Origin of the sequence: Amycolatopsis tolypomycina (genome assembly GCF_900105945.1) — a bacterium.
Taxonomy (GTDB): domain Bacteria; phylum Actinomycetota; class Actinomycetes; order Mycobacteriales; family Pseudonocardiaceae; genus Amycolatopsis; species Amycolatopsis tolypomycina.
In genome coordinates, this window is record NZ_FNSO01000004.1 from 5,782,872 (window position 1) to 5,801,199 (window position 18,328).

Genomic DNA, 18,328 nt, shown 5'->3' on the forward strand with positions numbered 1-18,328 from the left:
TCGAGACCGGGTCGTTAGCCCCTAAATTCCACCTAAACCCAAGCGTGGCCAGGTAATCTGTGGTCATGACCGCGACGAAGCGGCCCGCGCCGGCAGAACCGGGCGGCCGGCCCAGTGACGAGACCCCGATCCGGGTCTCCTTCCGGCGCTACGCCGGCGTCCGCACCCGTGTCCTCGAGGTCGGCGAACCCGGTCCCGAGCCGGAGGTGCCGCGCCGCTCGCTGCGTCGCCGGGCCGCCGCGCCGCACGTCCGGCCCAGCGCGCCACGGCTGGTGCTGCTGCACGGCTACTGCGACAGCGCCGACACCTGGCGCCCCGCACTGGAGCAGCTCGCGGCCGCCGGGATTCCGGCGGTCGCGGTCGATCTGCCCGGGTTCGGCGACGCCCAGCCGCTGCGCCCCGGCCCGATGCTGCCGCAGCTCGACGCGTTCGCCGCCGCCGTCGTCCGCGAGCAGGCCGTGCTCGGCTCGGTCGTGCTGGCCGGCAACTCCCTCGGCGGCACCATGAGCCTGCGCGCGGCGCAGAACAGCAGGCTGCCGATCTCCGGCGTGGTGTCGATCGCCGCGCCCGGGTTCGTCGACTCGTGGCTGATCCGCGCGGTGGCGCGCTACCCGCTGCCGCTGCGGCTGTACTCGTCGCTGCCCGTCCCGGTGCCGGGGTTCCTGGTGCGCAAGGTCGCCGAGCAGGTCGTCCCGCGGCTGCTGTACGCCGACTCGGGCGCGGCCGACGCCACCCAGGTGCAGCGCTTCACCGCGCTCTTCCCCGACTACCGCGCGACCAAGAACCGGCTGGAGGAGGCCCGGCAGCTCGTCGCGGAGCTCGCCGACGCCTACCGCCTCGATTCGGTCGAGGTCCCGCTGCTGGTCGTCGCGTGCGGCAAGGACAAGCTCGTCACCGCCGCGTCCGGGCGCCAGCTGCACACGCTGGTGCCGCACAGCAGGCTGCTGGTCCGCGAGGACTGGGGCCACTGCCCGCAGCTCGACGACCCGGTGGAGATCGCGGAACTGCTCACCTACTTCGCGGCGAGCGCGGTCCGGACCACCCAGGCCAAGCGGGCCGCGGCGACGGCGCCCACGGCCGTCAGCGAGGACACCGCGGCGGGCTGACGCGCTCAGGCTGTCGGCACCCGGAGTTGGCGGTAGGTTCCGGCGAGGGCCCGTGATCCGGGTCCGCCACCGACCGCGCGGGAGGCGATGATGTCCGCTCCTCGGGGTGCCGGCTCCGGCATCTTCCGGCGCAAGCCGATCGACCAGATCCAGGACACGACCGAAAGCGGCGGGCTGCAACGCACCCTGGGGCTGTGGCAGCTGACCGCCATCGGCATCGGCGGCATCATCGGCGCCGGGATCTTCGCCCTCGCCGGCAGTGTCGCGCACGGCGACGACGCGGCGGGCATCCCCGGCGTCGGCCCGGCCGTGCTGATCTCGTTCCTCATCGCCGGCGTCGCCAGCGCCGCGGCGGCGTTCTCCTACGCGGAGTTCGCCGGCCTGATCCCGAAGGCCGGCTCGGCCTACACCTACGGCTACGCGGTGCTCGGCGAGGTCGTCGGCTGGTTCATCGGCTGGGACCTGCTGCTGGAGTACACCGCGATCGTCTCGGTGGTGGCGATCGGCATCTCCGGCTACTTCAACTTCCTGCTCGGCCAGATCGGCCTCGACCTGCCCGCGTGGATGCTCGGCGCGCCCGGCACCGGGCCGGGCCACAAGGTCGACCTGTTCGCCGCGCTGCTGTGCCTGCTGATCGCGTACCTGCTCAACCGCGGCATCCGCAGCGCCGCCCGGTTCGAGACGGCGATGGTCGGGATCAAGGTCCTGATCGTGCTGGTGGTCATCCTGGTCGGCTTCTTCTACGTCAAGACCGGCAACTACACGCCGTTCGCGCCCGCGGGCTTCGGCGGCGCGGTGACCGGCGCCGCGACGGTGTTCTTCGCCGTCTTCGGCTACGACGCGATGTCGACGGCGGCCGAGGAGTCGAAGGACGCGCAGCGGCACATGCCGAAGGCGATCATCTACTCGCTGGCCATCTCTATGGTGCTCTACGTGCTGGCCTGCCTGGTGCTGACGGGCATGCAGAAGTACACCGAGATCGACCCGAAGAGCGGCTTCTCGACGGCGTTCAAGTCGGTCGGGCTCGACGGGCTGGCCACGGTGATCGCGGTCGGGGCGATCGTCGGCATCCTCACCGTGCTGTTCACGTTCCTGATGGGCGCGACCCGCGTCGGCTACTCGATGAGCCGCGACGGCCTGCTGCCGCCGTGGCTGGGCAAGACCAACCCGAAGCGCCAGGTGCCCAGCCGGATGACGTGGATCCTCGGCGGCGCGTCCGCGATCATCGCCGGCGTGCTGCCGATCGGCGAGGCGGCCGAGCTGACGAACATCGGCATCCTGCTCGCGTTCGTCGTCGTCTGCATCGCGGTGATCGTGCTGCGCTACAAGCAGCCGGACCTGCCGCGGACGTTCAGGACGCCGGGCATGCCGGTGGTGCCCGCGATCGGCGTCGTGTTCTCGATCTGGCTGATCACGTTCCTGCAGCCGGCGACCTGGCTGCGGTTCGCCGTCTGGTTCGTCATCGGCCTGCTCGTCTATTTCCTCTACAGCAAGCGGCACTCGGTGCTGAACCGCGGCCCGGACGCCTAGCGGATCCGGTCGAGGCGCGCGGCGGCTTCGCGGGCCTCGACCTTCAGCCGTTCGATGATCACGGCGGCCGAAGCGTCGTAGCCGAGCGGGTACGTCTGGCCCGCCCAGAGCGAGATCGCTTCCGGGTCACCGGCCTTCGCCGACGCCCGGCGCACCGGCCCGGCCAGGTGGTTGAGCTGCGGGTAGGCGGCGGGCGCGCCCTCGGACAGTGCGTCCATGAACTTGTTGACCAGGCCGCGCGCCGGGCGGCCGCTGAAGGCGCGGGTGAACGCCGTCTCGCGCTCGGCGACGGCGAGGGCCTTGCGGTGCGCCTCGGACGTCCCGGCTTCGTCCGCGCGCAGGAAGACGGTGCCGAGCTGGGCGGCCGCGGCCCCGGCGGCGAGCACGGCCGCGACGTCGGCGCCGTGCACCAGCCCACCGGCGGCGATCAGCGGCAGGTCGACACGGGCGGCGACGAGCCTCAGCAGCGCGAGGACGCCGTACTCGGCGCCACCACCGGGCTGGTGCGGGTCGTCGGTGAACAGGCTCCGGTGCCCGCCGGCTTCGAAGCCCTGCACGACGAGCGCGTCGGCGCCGAGGTCCGCGGCCCGCTGCGCCGCCTCCGGCGTGGTGACGGTGATGACGACCGTGCTCCCGGCGTCCTTCAGGCGCACCACGTCCGACGGCGTGGGCGGGCCGAAGGTGAAGGACACCACGGGGACGCGCTTCTCGAGCACGACGTCCAGCTTCGCGGGGTAGTGGTCGTCGTCCCACTTCGGCTCGCCGAGTTCGACGTCGTACTCGCGGGCGAACTGTTCGAGCCGCTCGCGGTGTGCGCCGATGTCGGCCCCGGTGTCGGGCTGCGGGACGAAGAGGTTGACTCCGAACTCTCCTTCGGTCAGCTCCCGCGTACGGTCGATTTGCGCGCTCAGCGCCGCGGGCGTGAGCATGCCGGCGGAGAGGAAGCCGAAGCCACCGGCCTCGGACACCGCGGCGACCAGCTCCGGCGTGGTGGGACCACCGGCCATCGGCGCGGCGACGACCGGGAACGTCAGCTCGTCGAACATGCCACCGAGCGTAGTCCTCAGGCGGGCAGCAGCATCGTGTAGAGCTTCTTGATCACCCCGTCCGCGACGAGGGCGACGTCGATCCCCCGCACGACCGGCGGCGCGCCTGCCGGGCCGAATTCCCAGGCGAGGTGGCCCAGGTCGTGGTTCACCAGAACCGGGCCTGCCGGGGCGAACACGAATCCCGGCGACTGGGCCAGCAGCCCCTTCGCCTTCGCGTTCAGATCGTCGTGCCCGGTCACCACCCCTTCGGGGTCGGCGAACTCGACGTCGGCGGCGTAGGTCGCCGCGATCGCCTTCGCGCGCCGCTCGTCGTCGCGCTCGTTGAAGACGTCGAGCAGGTTCGCCCGCATCAGTTCCGCCACCGTCGCCATCGCGTCCTCCTCGTGTCGCGACCATATTAGGTGACATGTCACGCAAATGTCAGGGGTGGTCGTCCGGCCGCGGCAGGGTGCCGTGCTCGACCAGCGTGTCGTAGACCCGGTCGAGCAAGGTCGTCAGCTGCGCCAGCTCGCCGGGCGCGAGGGCGTCGAGGAAAGCCCGGCGCACGAATCCGACGTGATCCGGCGCCGCCTGGCGCAGCGCGGCCCAGCCGGCCTCGGAGAGCACCACCTCGGTGACCCGGCGGTCCTCGGCGGCGGTCCCGGTCTCGACCAGACCGCGGTCCCGCATCCGCTTGAGGTGGTGCGACAGCCTGCTGCGCTCCCAGCCGATGCGGATCGCGAGGTCGGTGACCCGCATCCGCCCGCCGGACGCGCTCGTGAGGGCGACCAGCACGTGGTAGTCGGCGAGCGAGAGGCCGCTGTCGGCCCGCAGCTGCCGGTTCAGCTCGTACTCCAGGCGGAGGTGCACCTTCATGTAGGCGTACCAGGCGGCCGTTTCGGCGCTCGAGAGCAGCGCGAACGGCGACCCGGGCGCGAACTCCTGCGTCACGGCGCGAGCTTAACCACCCAGACTGGTCTAGACCACGAGCGGCGGAAATGCGACGATCCGGGCAGGCGTGACGGCGAGGTCGCGCCCTTCCCGCCAGGAGGTCCCCCGGTGAAGAACCCCTTCGCGCGGCGACTCGGCCGCGCACTCGCCGTGCTGGCGCTGGTCGGCGCCGGCACCCAGGCCACGCCGGCCGCGGCGGCCACGCCGGCGTTGCAGTCGATCGTGCCGGTACCGGTCTCGGTGACCCCGGCGGCCGGGGTCGCGTTCCCGCTGGTCTCGACCACTTCGATCGTCACCGAAGCCGGTTCGGCCCCGGCCCGGCAGGTCGGCGACTACCTGGCCGGCGTCCTGCGGCCGTCGACCGGCTTCCCGCTGCCGGTGTCCGACGCCCCGGCGTCCGTGCCGTCCGGCAGCATCGCGCTGCTGCTGAGCGGCGCGCCCGCGGCCGTGGGCGCGCAGGGTTACCAGCTGGTGTCGACGGCGTCGTCGGTCACGGTGCGCGCGACGACCGCGGACGGGCTGTTCGCCGGAGTCCAGACGCTGCGGCAGCTGCTGCCCGGCCGCGTCGAGAGCGCGTCACCCCAGCCGGGTCCGTGGAGCGTGCCGGGAGCGACGATCCTCGACTACCCGCGCTTCGCCTACCGCGGCGCGATGCTCGACGTCGCCCGGCACTTCCACCCGGTATCGACGGTCAAGAAGTACCTCGACCAGCTGGCCCAGTACAAGATCAACAACCTGCACCTGCACCTGTCCGACGACCAGGGCTGGCGCATCCAGATAGACAGCTGGCCCCGCCTGACGACGTACGGCGGAAGCACCCAGGTCGGCGGCGGCCCGGGCGGTTACTACACGAAGGCGCAGTACACGGAGATCGTGAACTACGCGGCGGCACGCCACATCACGGTGATCCCGGAGATCGACATGCCGGGTCACGTGAACGCGGCACTGGCGTCGTACGCGGAGCTGAACTGCAACGGGGTGGCGCCCGCGTTGCGCACGGACATCGCGGTCGGCTACAGCTCGTTGTGCATTTCGAAGGACATCACGTACCAGTTCGTGGCGGACGTCCTGCGCGAGCTGGCGGCCCTCACCCCGGGCCCGTACATCCACATCGGCGGCGACGAGGCATCGTCCACCTCGGCGGCGGATTACCTGACGTTCGTCAACAAGGTCCTCCCCCTGGTGGCGGCGACGGGCAAGTCGGTGGTGGGCTGGCACGACATCGCCAAGGCGTCCCTCCCGGCCTCGGCAACACCGCAGTTCTGGGGAACATCGACATCGGACGCGGGCGTCTCGACGGCGGTTTCCCGCGGCAGCAAGGTGATCCTGTCCCCGGCGAACAAGGCATACCTGGACATGAAGTACAACAGCGCAACCCCGATCGGCCTGTCCTGGGCGGGCTACATCGAGGTCCAGGACGCGTACGGCTGGAACCCGGGAGCGTATCTGTCGGGCGCGGGCGAATCGGCGGTCCGCGGCGTGGAGTCTCCACTGTGGACGGAGACGGTGGTGACAGGGTCCGATATCGAGTACCTGGCATTCCCTCGCTTGGCGGCGCACGCGGAGCTGGGCTGGTCACCGTGGTCAACGCACGACTGGACGACGTTCCGCACCCGGTTGGGAGCGCAGGCCCCACGCTGGGTGGCGCAGGGGATCAACTTCTACCGGTCGTCCCAGGTGCCGTGGGACACGGGCGGGACGAACCCGGGAACCTGCGCGGACCCGGCGTGGAGTGCTTCGCAGGTGTACACGGGCGGGAACGTGGTTTCGCACAACGGCCACAAGTGGACGGCGAAGTGGTGGACACAGGGCGAGGAGCCGGGAACGACGGGCCAGTGGGGAGTCTGGACCGACAACGGGGCTTGCTGAGGTGAGAGGCCGGGTCGCTTTGCAGACCCGGCCTTTCCCGTGGGGAAGCGCTCCTCGGCGACCTCATTGCGCAGAACCCATCGTAACGCTCGTCGCCCAGGGGCCGACTACGAGCACAACCAAGCAGTGACACTCGAGATCGACATCCGAATCTTGCGTGAATTCTTCGCCGACGGCACCGCGGTACTCCCGGCGAGCTCGGGTGGATGGATGTCGACTGGCCCGGGGCGCCTCGCGCGGACGTCGATCTCCTGTGCGGACGGTTATCGCCGCACTTCGGCCGGTGAAGATCGGACATTCGGGGCGGCTGGCGGGCTAGGTTGGGGCCATGAGCGCTGATCTCGAGCAGGTTCGCACGCTGTCGCTGCAGGAGCACGGCCTCGCCACCGTGGCCACCACGCGGGCGGACGGCACCGTGCACGCCTCCGTCGTCAATGCCGGCGTCCTCGACGATCCGGTCACCGGTGCGCCCGGTGTCGCCTACGTCGCGGTCGGGAAGGCGCACAAGCTCGCCTTGCTGCGGCGGGCCGGGCATGCCACCGTCACCTTCCGGCGCGGGTGGAACTGGCTCTCCGTCACTGGCGCCGTCCACCTCGTGGGGCCCGACGACCCCGATCCGGGCTTCGATCCCGCGGGCCTGCCACAGCTGCTGCGTGACGTCTTCATCGCCGCCACCGGGACCCATGACGACTGGGCCGAGTACGACCGTGTCATGGCCGAAGAGCGGCGGGTTGCGGTGTTCATCCGGGCGGACCGGATAATCGGCAATCCCTGACCCCTCCGGCCCCAGGAGTCGTCCCGTTGTCCGAGTCCCCGCCCCGCGTCACCACCCCGGTCAAGGTCCTCGTCGGCTTGCTCGTCGTCGCCGACGCCGGGTTCGGCGCGGCGCTCGCCTTCGGGCTCGTGCGCGGCCTCTCGCCGTGGCTGATCGGCGGTGCCTACGCGGCCAGCGTGCTCGCCGCCGTCGTGGCCTACCGCGTGTCCCGGGCTCGCGACCTCAAGCGCGGGTTCGAGGCTCTCCACGACCTCACCGTCGGCGAGGAGGGCCTCCGCCTGCCCGCGGGCACGCTGAGCACGCGTCTCGTTCCCTGGCCGGAGATCGCCGAGGTCACCGTTCGCCGTTCGGCCCGCTTCGGCGACGGCTACCTGCGTGACGCCCTCTGGGTCGACCTCGTCACCGGCGGAGGCGTCGAGAGCTCGGTGCAGCGCTACGCCCCGCGCGGCAAGCTCCAGCCGGCGCCACCCGAGCGGCGGCAGTTCGAGCAGACGGCGATCCTCGCCCCCGCCCTGTTCGACGCGGTGCTCGACCGGCTCCGGAAGGAACTGCGCCACCGGCAGCTGCACGCCCAGCTCCGCGGCACTCGCTTCCGGCCACACTGACGCAGGTCAGCCGAGCCGGCCCAGCAGCTCCTTGGGCACGATCCGCACCGGGAACGGCCGTTCGAGCTCGACCGCCTCGTCGCCCGCCGCCTTGGCCACCTGCTGGTAGCGGCCGTCCGCGTCCAGCTCGAACACCGTCAGCGCGGGTTCCTTCGGGTCGATCACCCAGTAGCTGCCGGTCCCGAGCCGCTCGTAAACCGCCGTCTTGAGGTTCAGGTCGTAGATCGCCGTGCTGGGCGATAGCACCTCGACGGCCAGCACCGGCGGTGCCGGGAGATCCTTCTCGGTGAAGTCTTCGTCCCGACCAACCAGGATGTCGGGCTGGAGTTCGGTCTTGTCACCGTCGTGCACCGCGAACGGTGCGCCGACGACGTAAAACTCAGCCGGGCACACGGCCTCGAGCACTCCGTAGAGCCGATATCCGATGGTCTGGTGTCTGAGTCCCGGCGCAGGGCTCACGATGAGTACCCCGTCGATGAGTTCTCGGCGTCGGCCATCGTCCGGCATCCCCTCGAGGTCGGGCACCGTCAGGGGGCCCGACCCGGCGGGAAGCTCGATGTCTGCCATGACTGTCATGGTGCTCTCCTTTCGCTCTTCGCACCAGAGCAAAGCAGACAGCACCGACAGAAACCGCATCGAACGCGAGTTCGGCACCCATATTCACTCGGCGGTGTGAATATGGGTGCCGCTGTCACATCAGCAGAACAGTTACTTCTTCTTTCCGGAGTCCTCAGTGGACAGAGCGGCGACGAAGGCTTCCTGCGGAACCTCGACCCTGCCAACGGTCTTCATCCGCTTCTTGCCTTCCTTCTGCTTCTCCAGCAGCTTCCGCTTCCGCGAGATGTCACCGCCGTAGCACTTGGCCAGCACGTCCTTGCGGATCGCGCGAATCGTCTCGCGGGCGATGATCCGGGAACCGACCGCCGCCTGGATCGGGACCTCGAACTGCTGGCGCGGGATGAGCTCGCGCAGCCGCGTCGCCATCCGGTTGCCGTAGCCGTAGGCCGCGTCCTTGTGCACGATCGCCGAGAACGCGTCCACGGTTTCGCCCTGCAGCAGGATGTCCACCTTGACCAGATCCGAGATCTGCTCGCCGGCCTCTTCGTAATCGAGAGACGCGTAGCCGCGCGTACGCGACTTCAGCGTGTCGAAGAAGTCAAAAATGATTTCCGCGAGCGGGATGTTGTAGCGCAGCTCGACGCGATCCTCGGACAGGTAGTCCATGCCGAGCAGGCTGCCGCGCTTCGTCTGGCACAGCTCCATGATCGTGCCGACGAACTCCGACGGCGCGAGGATGCTGACCTTCGACACCGGCTCGTGCACCTCGGCGATCTTCAGCCCGCTCGGCCAGTCGGACGGGTTCGTCACGACGACCTCGCTGCGGTCCTCCAGCACCACGCGGTAGATGACGTTCGGCGCCGTCGAGATCAGGTCGAGGCCGAACTCGCGCTCGAGCCGGTCGCGGGTGATCTCCAGGTGCAGCAGGCCGAGGAAGCCGCAGCGGAAGCCGAAGCCCAGCGCGACCGACGTCTCGGGCTCGTAGTCCAGGGCGGCGTCGTTCAGCTGGAGCTTGTCGAGGGCCTCGCGCAGCTCGGGGTAGTCCGAACCGTCCACCGGGTAGAGGCCGGAGTAGACCATCGGCTTCGGTTCGCGGTAGCCCGCCAGCGCCTCCTTGGCGCCGTGCCGCTCCGACGTCACGGTGTCGCCGACCTTCGACTGGCGGACGTCCTTCACGCCGGTGATCAGGTAGCCGACCTCGCCGACGCCGAGCCCCTTGCTGGGCTTGGGCTCGGGCGAGATGATCCCGACCTCGAGGAGCTCGTGCGTGGCGCCGGTGGACATCATCTTGATTTTCTCGCGCGGCGTGATCTTGCCGTCGACGACGCGGATGTAGGTGACGACGCCGCGGTAGGTGTCGTACACCGAGTCGAAGATCATCGCGCGGGCGGGCGCGTCGGCGTCGCCCTGCGGCGCCGGGACCTGCTTGACGACCTCGTCGAGCAGCTCGCCGACGCCCATGCCGGTCTTGGCCGAGACCCGCAGCACGTCCTCCGGTTCGCAGCCGATGATGTGGGCGAGCTCACCCGCGTACTTGTCGGGGTCGGCCGAGGGCAGGTCGATCTTGTTGAGCACCGGGATGATCTGGAGGTTGTTCTCCAGCGCCAGGTACAGGTTGGCCAGGGTCTGGGCCTCGATCCCCTGCGCGGCGTCGACCAGCAGGATCGCGCCTTCGCACGCCTCCAGGGCCCGGGAGACCTCATAGGTGAAGTCCACGTGGCCGGGCGTGTCGATCATGTGCAGGACGTGGTCCTGCCCGTCGACCTTCCAGGGCAGCCGGACGTTCTGCGCCTTGATCGTGATGCCGCGCTCGCGCTCGATGTCCATCCGGTCGAGGTACTGGGCCCGCATGGCGCGCTCTTCGACGACGCCGGTGAGCTGCAGCATGCGGTCGGCCAGGGTCGACTTGCCGTGGTCGATGTGCGCGATGATGCAGAAGTTCCGGATCAGCTCCGGCGGCGTGAAGGTGGTGTCGGCGAACGTCGTCACTCGAATGAGTCCTCGGAAAGTCGGGGATGGCCACCTCTATGTTCCCATGGCCCTCCGGGTGCGGGTGGGGGTCATCCCCGATGCGGCATTTCGTGATCCGTGGTGCCCTCGAAGTATGAGCAATACGCACCAGCCGGCACCCCCTCCCCAGCCGGAGACCAGCGGGTTCGCCCGCGTCCTCGACCGGACGTTCGGTCACCCCTCCGGCGCACTCGGCCGCCTCGGCGGCTGGGTCATGGCCCGGGGCAACGCCGCCACCGAACACCGCATCGTCGACCTCGCGAAGATCGAGCCGCACGAAACCGTCCTGGTCGTCGGCCCCGGCCCCGGCGTCGGCCTGGACGCCGCCGCCCGCCTGGCCGGGCGCGCCGTCGGCGTCGACCCCTCCCCCGAGATGCTCACGCTGTGCCACGAGCGCTGCGGCAACCGCGCCGAGCTGCGCGAAGGATCGGCGGCGCGCACCGGCGAGCCGGACGAGTCCGCCGACGTCGTCCTGAGCGTGAACAACGTCATGCTGTGGGACGACCGCGCAGCCGGGTTCGCCGAGCTGTTCCGGGTGCTGCGCCCCGGCGGCAGGCTCCTGCTGTCCGCGCACGAGAAGTGGCTGCCCGTGAGCAGGCACGTCCTGGCCGACGAAGCGGCCGCCGCGGGCTTCGCCGACCTGCAGACCTGGACCTGGGAGCCACCGGGCTTCGCGGCGCTCGCCGCGCAGCTGCGCGGGGTCAAGCCCGCCTAGCGGGTGTCCGTGCGGATCGGGTGGCCCTCGGGCACCTCGACCAGCACGATGCGCGTACCGTCCGGATCGGCGATCCAGGCCTCGTCGAGGCCCCACGGCATCCGTTCGGCGTCGCGCACCGGTTCCAGACCCTTCGCCTTGAGGTCCGCGAGGGTGCCGGCGAGGTCCCGGACCTGCAGCCAGAGCACCAGATCGGGTGACGAGCCCGTCTCGCCCGCGCCGGAGACCTCGAGGGAGCCGTGGCCGAGGAAGAACACGGTGCCGCCGGGGAACTCCCGCTCCACGGCCAGGCCCAGGGTGTCGCGGTAGAACGCCGTCGACGCGGCGACGTCGCGCGGGCGGATCAGCAGCCGGCTCTTCAGGATCTCCATCCGACCATCCCTACCGGACGGGCTCAGGCGGCCGCAATCGCCGCGATGCCGGACAGCACGATGACCGATCCGGCGAGCCGCCGCACGGCGTTCTGCTCGCCCAGCACCAGCCACGCGGCGAGGCCGCCGAGCACGATGCTCAGCTCCCGCGCCGGCGCGACCAGGCTGACCGGCGCCATGGTGAGGGCGAACAGCACGAGGATGTAGGCGACCGGCGACAGCACGGCGACGACCAGCACCTCGCGGCGGTGTTCGCGCCAGACCCGCGCGACCTCGGCGCGATCGGCCAGCGCACCGGGGACGAGCAGCACGCTCTGCAGGATCGAGCCGAGGCCGAAGTAGACGACCGGCGGCACGCCGAGGCCGGTCACGGAGTGCGCGTCCCAGAGGGTGTAGCCGGCGATGACGGCGCCGGTCAGGAGGCCGTAACCGATGCCGGCCTTCACCGCCCGCGGGTCGTCGGCCGCGCGGCCGGTGCTGATCACCAGCACCCCGGCGACGACCAGGAAGGCCCCGGCCAGGCCGAGCGGGCCGGGCCGTTCGCCGAGCACCAGGACGGCGGCGAGCACGGACAGCAGCGGCCCGGTGCCGCGCGCGACGGGGTAGACGACGGAGAGGTCGCCGACCCGGTACCCGCGCTGCAGCACGATGCCGTAGGCGATGTGCAGGCCGGCGGTGACCACGGCGGCCAGCAGCCAGCTCCACTGTGGACGGTCGGCGCCGACGGCGAGCAGCACCACCGTGATCGGCAGCATCAGGACGGCACCGGCGGTGTAGTAGAGCCAGACGAACTGGGTGCCACCGGAGGAAATCCGCTTGGCGGCGAGGTTCCACACGGCGTGCACGACGGCCGCGACGAGGACCAGGGACAAGGCGGTGGCGTTCACGGGATCCCTTCGGGCTTTCCGCGCGCGCGGAAAGCAGGTCCTCCAGGCTTTTGCCCCGTCAGATGAACGACCGGCCGTCCGGGCCCGCCGATGGTGCCGCTCGGACCAGCCCCGCCGGCCCTGGTTGTGTGGTGCTGTTTCTTTCCCGGGCGTGCGGACCGGCGGCGGAACCCTAGGCACTGACCACGGTCGAGGGTACTCCCGGCGCCGGGCGACGGCGGCCAGGCTGTTAGAGTGGTCGCTCGCTGCCCGTGCGGCATTCCGTCATGGAGGAAACCCGGGTTCACCGGGGCCACTTCAGCGCGGCAGCGATCTCACCGAGTGAAACAGGAGTTGCCCTATGGCCAACATCAAGTCGCAGATCAAGCGCATCACGACGAACGAGAAGGCGCGTCAGCGCAACCAGGCGATCCGGTCCTCGGTGAAGACCGCGATCCGCAAGGTCCGCGAAGCCGCCGAGGCCGGCGACAAGGCCAAGGCCGCCGAGCTGCAGCGCGACGCCGCCCAGAAGCTGGACAAGGCCGTCTCGAAGGGCGTCATCCACGCCAACCAGGCCGCCAACAAGAAGTCGGCGCTGGCCAAGCGCGTCAACGCGCTCTGACCTGCTTGATTTCTGGAAAGGCCCCGGCTTCGGCCGGGGCCTTTCTCGCGTCCGGGGGTGCGGCCTGGCGGGTGGTGGGGTGAGCGCGGCCACACGGAACCCGCGGGGCTCGGAGGGTCGCGGAGACCGGCGGTAGCCGGCACGGCCGGTCACGGTGGTCGGCGGCAGCCCGCGCCGTCGGGTGCAGGGCCGCAGGCTTGGCGCACCGGCTCGGCGAAGGTCAGCAGCGCCCACTGTTCCCGCTCTGCCCGCGCGTCGGTCAGCGGTCGCCCTTGGCGGCCGCCACCTCCAGGACCGCTCGCTCCAGTGCGTAGCCCGGGTCTGCCGCCACGCCCTTGACCTCGGCGTTCAGCCGTGCGACCACGCGCATCGCCGTCGCCAGGCCGTCGGGGTTCCAGCCGCGGGACTGGCCCTGTGCCTTGCGGATCTTCCAGGGCGGCATGCCGAGCTCGCCCGCCAGCTGGTTCGGATTGCCCCGGCCGGCGCCGGAGACCCGGGCGATCGTGCGGACCGCGTCGGCCAGTGCGTCGGCCACCAGGACGTGCGGGACGCCGAGCTGCATCGCCCAGCGCAGGGACTCCAGCGCCGCCGCCCGGTCGCCGCTGACCGCCTTCTCCGCGACCGCGAAGCCGGTCACGTCCGCGCGGCCGCGGTGGTAGCGGCGGACCGCGTCGGCGTCGACCGCGCCGCCCGTGTCCGCGACCAGCTGCGTCGCCGCCGAGGACAGTTCCCGCAGGTCGGAGCCCACCGCGTCGAGGAGGGCCGCGACGCCCGCCGGGTCGATCTTGCCGCCCACCCGGCGGACCTCGTGGCGCACGAACTGCTCCCGCTCGGCGGGCTTGGTCAGCTTCGGGCACTCCGTGACCTCGGCGCCGGCCTTCTTCAGCACCGCCGGGAGCGACTTGCCCGCCTTGCTGCGGCCGCCGCCGGTGTGCACGACGACGAGCACGACCCCGTCCGCCGGGTCCTTCAGGTAGGCCGCGACGGCGTCGGACAGCTCCTGCGAGATGTCCTGCGCCGACTCGAGGACGATCACCCGGCCTTCGCTGAACAGCGACGGGCTCACCAGTTCGGCCAGCTCGGGGGCTGTGAGATCGGACACCCGGACCCGCGTCAGCTCCGCCGTCGCGTCCGTCGCGCGGGCGGCGGCGAGCGTCTCGCGGACGGCCCGCTCGATCAGCAGTTCTTCCTCCCCCAGCACCAGGTGCAGCGGGGCCGGGGCGGTGGCTTGCGCGGTCACCCGGGAATCCTCTCACTTGCGCTTCCGTGCCCCCGCTCCGGTGATGTCGAGCGGGCACCGTGGCACGGCCCGCGCACGATGTCGTACGGTGTAGCCGAGGCAGCCGCCCCGGAACTTCCGGCGTGCGTGCACCGACAACCGAATACCGCTCATCCAGAGGGGCAGAGGGAACGGCCCGACGAAGCCCCGGCAACCGGCGTACAGCCCGTCATCCTGCAAACGCGGGATAGCTGACGACCACGGTGCCAATTCCGGCCCGCTTCGGCGGGGCAGATGAGGAAAGGAACCTCGCGATGACCGCCACCCTCGGCACGACCTCCACCACGAAGACCCCGGATCTGGGCCCGGCCGTCGAACTGGTGTCGAAGGAAGAGGGCCACCGGCAGCCGCTCGCTCCGGAATTCGTCTCCGCCGAAGACTTCTCGCCGCTCGAGGTCGCCTACGACTTCGGCCGCGTCCGCCGCGAAGACATCGAGGCCGGCCCCAAGAACATCTGGCGCTACAAGAAACTCCTTCCTGTTCCGTCCAACGTCGAAGAGATCCCGAACACCGAGCCGGGTGCGACGCGGCTGGTGCGCGCCGACCGCCTCGCCAAGGAACTCGGCCTCAAGCGCGTGTGGGTCAAGGACGACACCGGCAACCCGACGCACTCGTTCAAGGACCGCGTCGTCGCCGTCGCCCTGGCCGCGGCCCGCGAGTTCGGCTTCGAGGTGCTCGCGTGTCCGTCGACCGGCAACCTGGCCAACGCGACGGCCGCCGCGGCGGCCCGTGCCGGCTGGCGGTCGGTCGTGCTGATCCCGAAGACCCTCGAGCGCGCCAAGATCCTCACCACCGCGGTGTACGACGGCGACCTCCTCGCCATCGACGGCAACTACGACGACGTCAACCGCCTCGCCACCGAGCTCGCGGGTGAGCACCCGAAGTGGGCGTTCGTCAACGTGAACGTCCGGCCGTACTACTCGGAGGGCTCGAAGACGCTGGCCTTCGAGGTCGCCGAGCAGCTCGGCTGGCGCATCCCGCCGCAGATCGTCGTGCCGATCGCCTCCGGTTCGCAGCTGACCAAGGTGGACAAGGGTTTCCGCGAGCTGGGTCAGCTCGGTCTCGTGGACGCCAGCCCGTACAAGGTGTTCGGCGCGCAGGCCACCGGCTGCTCGCCGGTGTCGGCCGCGTTCCGCGAAGGCCACGACGTGGTCCAGCCGGTGAAGCCGGACACCATCGCCCGCTCGCTGGCGATCGGCAACCCGGCCGACGGCCCGTACGTGCTCGACATCGTCAACCGCACCGGCGGCGCGATCGAGGACGTCTCCGACGAAGAGGTCGTCGAGGGCATCCGCCTGCTGGCCCGCACCGAAGGCATCTTCACCGAGACGGCGGGCGGGGTCACCGTCGCCACGGCGAAGAAGCTGGTCGAGACGGGCAAGCTGGACCCGGACGCCGAGACCGTCCTGCTGATCACCGGCGACGGCCTCAAGACCCTCGACGCCATCGAGAACCACGTGGGCCCGAAGGCGACGCTGCCGCCGTCCGCGGCCGCGGTGAACGAGGCGCTCGGCTACTGATCACCGCCGGGGCGGGCCACGCGGCTCGCCCCGGCGAACGATCGCCGGGGCCGCCCGCTCGCCGACCACCGCGGTGTCGCCGTCCACGTCGGTCCGGGCGACCAGCGCGCCGAGCGCCCCCAGCGTGTCCATTGTGGACTTACTCGGGTGGCCGTACGTGTTCCCCGCACCCACGCTGACCAACGCCACCCGCGGAGCCACCGCCGCGAGGAACGAAGGCAGCGAGTAGCGGCTGCCGTGGTGGGGCACCTTCAACACCTCCGCCGTCAGATTTCCGATGTCGGCCAGCAGATCCGCCTGCGCGGCCAGTTCGACGTCGCCGGTCAGCAGGACCCGGCCCGCCGTGGTCTCCGCGCGGAGCACCACCGAGCTGTTGTTGATCGTCGTGCCGTCCTGTGGATCCGTCTGCCGCGCCGGGACGTACCGCGGGCCCAGGACGTCGAGCGCCAGGCCCGGCCAGCCGAGCCGCTCGCCCGGGTTGAGCTCTACCAACGGCACCGCCCGCCGGGCTGCCTCGGCGGCGACCTGGCGCCACGCCCACCCCGGTGACCGCCCGGGGCCGACGGCGATCGCGCCGACCGCGCGGCCGTCGAACACCGAGGTGAGGCCACCGATGTGGTCGGCGTGCAGGTGGCTCAGCACCAGCAGCGGGATCCGGTCGATCCCGAGCCGGTGCAGGCACTCGTCGACCGGGCCCGGCTCCGGTCCGGCGTCCACGACGACCGCCCGGCCCGGTTCGGCGGTCGCCAGCACGACCGCGTCGCCCTGGCCGACGTCGCACTCGACCATCGCCCAGTTCCGCGGCGGCCACGCCGGCGCCAGCACCCGGACCGGCACGAACACCAGCAGCGCACCGGCGACGACCGCCGCCATCAACACCCGCAGGCACCGATGCCGGGCCGCCAGCACCAGCACGCCCAGCACGGCCGCGGCGAGGAGCCCGCCCAGCCAGCCACCGGGCCAGGCGATGACCGCGCCCGGTGCCCGCGCGCCGTGCCGGGCGACCGTGATCAGCCACTCGGCCTCCGGGTCGGCCAGGTGCACCAGGACCTTCCCGGCGCCCGGCCACCACGGGCCGGTGACCGTCGCCAGCACACCAAGCACCGTCGCCGGGGCGACGACGGGCGCGGCGAGGACGTTGGTCAGCACCGAAACCAGGCTCACCGACCCCGCCATGCCGGCCAGCACCGGCGCCGTCACCAGGAAAGCCGCCAGCGGGACCGCCAAGCCCTCCGCGAACCCCGGCGGGATCCCGCGACGCACCAGCGCGCCGGCCCAGCGCGGCGCGAGCAGCACCAGGCCGCCGGTGGCGCACACCGACAGGGCGAACCCGAAGTCCGTGGCCATCGCGGGATCCGACACCACCAGGAGGCACACCGCGAAGGCCAGCGCGGGCAGCGCCGAACCCCGCCGTCCCAGCGCCAGTGCCAGCAACGCCACGGCCGCCATGACGCCCGCACGCAGCACGCTCGGCTCCGGGCCGACCAGGACGAGGAAGCCGGCCAGGCACGTCCCGGCCGCCGCGGCCGACAGCCGGGGCCCGAGCCGGAGGAGGCGCAGCAGGAGCAGCACCGCTCCGCAGACCACCGCGAGGTTCCCGCCGCTGACCGCGGTGAGGTGCGCGAGACCGGCGGAGACGAATTCCTGCTCGACGCGAGGGGACAACGCGCTCGTGTCGCCCAGCACCAGGCCCGGGAGCAGGCCCGCCGGTTCCTCCGGCAGGACCTGGCACAGGTCGTGCAGGCCCGCGCGCAGCCCGGCCGAAGCCCGCTGCCACCACGGTGCCGGGCCGGGATCCACCGGCGGGCCGCGTACCGACAGGACGGCCACGGTCAGGTCCGCACCGCGCGGCGGCATCAGCAGACCGGTCGCGGTGACCTCCTGTCCCGGCAGCAGCGGGGCCCAGTGCGCGACCGGCGCCAGCAGCAGGACGCGGCCGGACGACGGGACCGGCCGTCCGTCGACCGATGCCGTGCGCACGTCGGCGGCCAGCACGACCGAGCGGGCGCCGGCCTGCCGGTCGGCGTACCCCGCGCTGCGCACCGGCTTCGGGCGTTCGGCGACGACGACGCGCAATGCCGCCGGCAGGCCTTCCGCCGCTGGGGCACGCAGTTCGTCACGCTGCGCGTCGCGGATCCGCCAGGCGACCGGGCCTGCGGTGAGGAGGCCCAGGACCAGGAGGGCTGCCGCCGCGTCGCGCGCACGGGGACGGCCGCGGGCTCGCCACAGCACCAGCGCGGCGAGCACAGCCGAGGCGAGCCCGGCTGCGACGGCCGTCCACCAGCCGAGGAGCAGGCCGGCCAGGGCCGCCAGCCAGCACGCGGATGTCGCGGGGAGCAAGCGCATGTCCTGACGGGTGTCGGTTGTGGGGAGGGAGGTCATGTGGGGGTCACCTCGCGCGGGCGGGCTGATGCGGGCTTGCCGACGGCGCCTGGCGGGAGTAACCCGGTGTCGGCTACGGGAGGAGTGGTCATGGGGCCGTCACCTGCTCCCGCAAGCCGCAGGCAATGCCGGGCAGCGGCC

The 18,328-nt window shown here is 71.5% G+C and carries 17 protein-coding genes and 1 riboswitch; of the genes, 8 read left to right on the forward strand and 9 right to left on the reverse strand.

The genetic code is table 11. The features are described 5' to 3' along the window. Positions 1–65: 65 nt before the first annotated feature. Together BLW76_RS36155 and BLW76_RS36160 are read left to right on the forward strand one after the other, a co-directional pair. Complete coding sequence (locus tag BLW76_RS36155) at positions 66–1,106, forward strand: alpha/beta fold hydrolase (RefSeq protein WP_091316139.1); 1,041 nt, start codon at positions 66–68, stop codon at positions 1,104–1,106. A gap of 90 nt (positions 1,107–1,196) precedes the next feature. Next, positions 1,197–2,636, forward strand: a complete 1,440-nt coding sequence (locus tag BLW76_RS36160; protein ID WP_091320312.1) for an amino acid permease — start codon at positions 1,197–1,199, stop codon at positions 2,634–2,636. Here BLW76_RS36160 and BLW76_RS36165 read toward each other — a convergent pair. The 3 genes from BLW76_RS36165 to BLW76_RS36175 are packed head-to-tail and all read right to left on the reverse strand — an operon-like array spanning position 2,633 to position 4,615. Then, positions 2,633–3,682 (reverse strand): NAD(P)H-dependent flavin oxidoreductase, encoded by a 1,050-nt coding sequence (locus BLW76_RS36165; protein ID WP_091316141.1) that lies wholly within the window; start codon positions 3,680–3,682, stop codon positions 2,633–2,635. The genes BLW76_RS36160 and BLW76_RS36165 overlap by 4 nt on opposite strands. 17 nt (positions 3,683–3,699) lie before the next feature. Beyond that, on the reverse strand, positions 3,700–4,056 hold the full coding sequence (locus tag BLW76_RS36170) for a nuclear transport factor 2 family protein (RefSeq protein ID WP_091316143.1): 357 nt from the start codon (positions 4,054–4,056) through the stop codon (positions 3,700–3,702). 49 nt (positions 4,057–4,105) lie between these two features. Continuing rightward, positions 4,106–4,615, reverse strand: a complete 510-nt coding sequence (locus BLW76_RS36175) for a MarR family winged helix-turn-helix transcriptional regulator (RefSeq protein WP_091316145.1) — start codon at positions 4,613–4,615, stop codon at positions 4,106–4,108. A gap of 108 nt (positions 4,616–4,723) precedes the next feature. Between BLW76_RS36175 and BLW76_RS36180 the strand changes: the two genes are divergently transcribed. The 3 genes from BLW76_RS36180 (at position 4,724) to BLW76_RS36195 (ending at position 7,864) form a co-directional block, all read left to right on the forward strand. After that, a complete protein-coding gene (locus BLW76_RS36180; protein WP_091316148.1) occupies positions 4,724–6,484 on the forward strand; it encodes a family 20 glycosylhydrolase in 1,761 nt (586 codons plus the stop codon). 328 nt (positions 6,485–6,812) lie between these two features. Next, entirely contained in the window at positions 6,813–7,259 is a 447-nt protein-coding gene (locus BLW76_RS36190; RefSeq protein ID WP_091316150.1) for a pyridoxamine 5'-phosphate oxidase family protein, read from the forward strand. A 26-nt stretch (positions 7,260–7,285) separates the two neighbouring features. Further along, positions 7,286–7,864 carry a hypothetical protein gene (locus BLW76_RS36195; protein WP_091316152.1) on the forward strand — a complete coding sequence of 193 codons (579 nt, stop codon included), beginning with the start codon at positions 7,286–7,288 and terminating at the stop codon, positions 7,862–7,864. Positions 7,865–7,870: 6 nt separating this feature from the next. Here BLW76_RS36195 and BLW76_RS36200 read toward each other — a convergent pair whose 3' ends face one another. Continuing rightward, positions 7,871–8,440, reverse strand: a complete 570-nt coding sequence (locus BLW76_RS36200) for a Uma2 family endonuclease (protein WP_091316155.1) — start codon at positions 8,438–8,440, stop codon at positions 7,871–7,873. Between the two features lie 132 nt (positions 8,441–8,572). Then, the gene (gene lepA / locus BLW76_RS36205; protein WP_091316157.1) at positions 8,573–10,411 is read right to left on the reverse strand and encodes a translation elongation factor 4; all 1,839 of its coding nucleotides are present in this window, start codon (positions 10,409–10,411) and stop codon (positions 8,573–8,575) included. A 115-nt stretch (positions 10,412–10,526) separates the two neighbouring features. Here lepA and BLW76_RS36210 point away from each other — a divergent pair, with 115 nt between their 5' ends. Continuing rightward, the gene (locus BLW76_RS36210) at positions 10,527–11,147 is read left to right on the forward strand and encodes a class I SAM-dependent methyltransferase (protein ID WP_091316160.1); all 621 of its coding nucleotides are present in this window, start codon (positions 10,527–10,529) and stop codon (positions 11,145–11,147) included. Here the strand turns inward: BLW76_RS36210 and BLW76_RS36215 are convergent. Then, entirely contained in the window at positions 11,144–11,518 is a 375-nt protein-coding gene (locus tag BLW76_RS36215; RefSeq protein WP_091316166.1) for a VOC family protein, read from the reverse strand. The two genes, BLW76_RS36210 and BLW76_RS36215, sit on opposite strands and share 4 nt — an antisense overlap. Positions 11,519–11,541: 23 nt before the next feature. Then, positions 11,542–12,405 (reverse strand): DMT family transporter, encoded by an 864-nt coding sequence (locus tag BLW76_RS36220; protein ID WP_091316167.1) that lies wholly within the window; start codon positions 12,403–12,405, stop codon positions 11,542–11,544. A gap of 340 nt (positions 12,406–12,745) precedes the next feature. Here BLW76_RS36220 and rpsT point away from each other — a divergent pair, with 340 nt between their 5' ends. After that, complete coding sequence (gene rpsT / locus BLW76_RS36225; protein ID WP_091316168.1) at positions 12,746–13,006, forward strand: 30S ribosomal protein S20; 261 nt, start codon at positions 12,746–12,748, stop codon at positions 13,004–13,006. A 259-nt stretch (positions 13,007–13,265) separates the two neighbouring features. Here rpsT and holA read toward each other — a convergent pair whose 3' ends face one another. Continuing rightward, positions 13,266–14,246 (reverse strand): DNA polymerase III subunit delta, encoded by a 981-nt coding sequence (gene holA, locus BLW76_RS36230; RefSeq protein ID WP_091316169.1) that lies wholly within the window; start codon positions 14,244–14,246, stop codon positions 13,266–13,268. A 146-nt stretch (positions 14,247–14,392) separates the two neighbouring features. Then, positions 14,393–14,526: riboswitch (SAM riboswitch) on the forward strand. Between the two features lie 13 nt (positions 14,527–14,539). Between holA and thrC the strand changes: the two genes are divergently transcribed. Further along, positions 14,540–15,805, forward strand: a complete 1,266-nt coding sequence (gene thrC, locus BLW76_RS36235; protein WP_091316170.1) for a threonine synthase — start codon at positions 14,540–14,542, stop codon at positions 15,803–15,805. On the opposite strand, the gene BLW76_RS36240 is transcribed toward thrC, so the two are convergent. Then, positions 15,806–18,187 (reverse strand): ComEC/Rec2 family competence protein, encoded by a 2,382-nt coding sequence (locus BLW76_RS36240; RefSeq protein WP_091316171.1) that lies wholly within the window; start codon positions 18,185–18,187, stop codon positions 15,806–15,808. Positions 18,188–18,328: the final 141 nt, after the last annotated feature.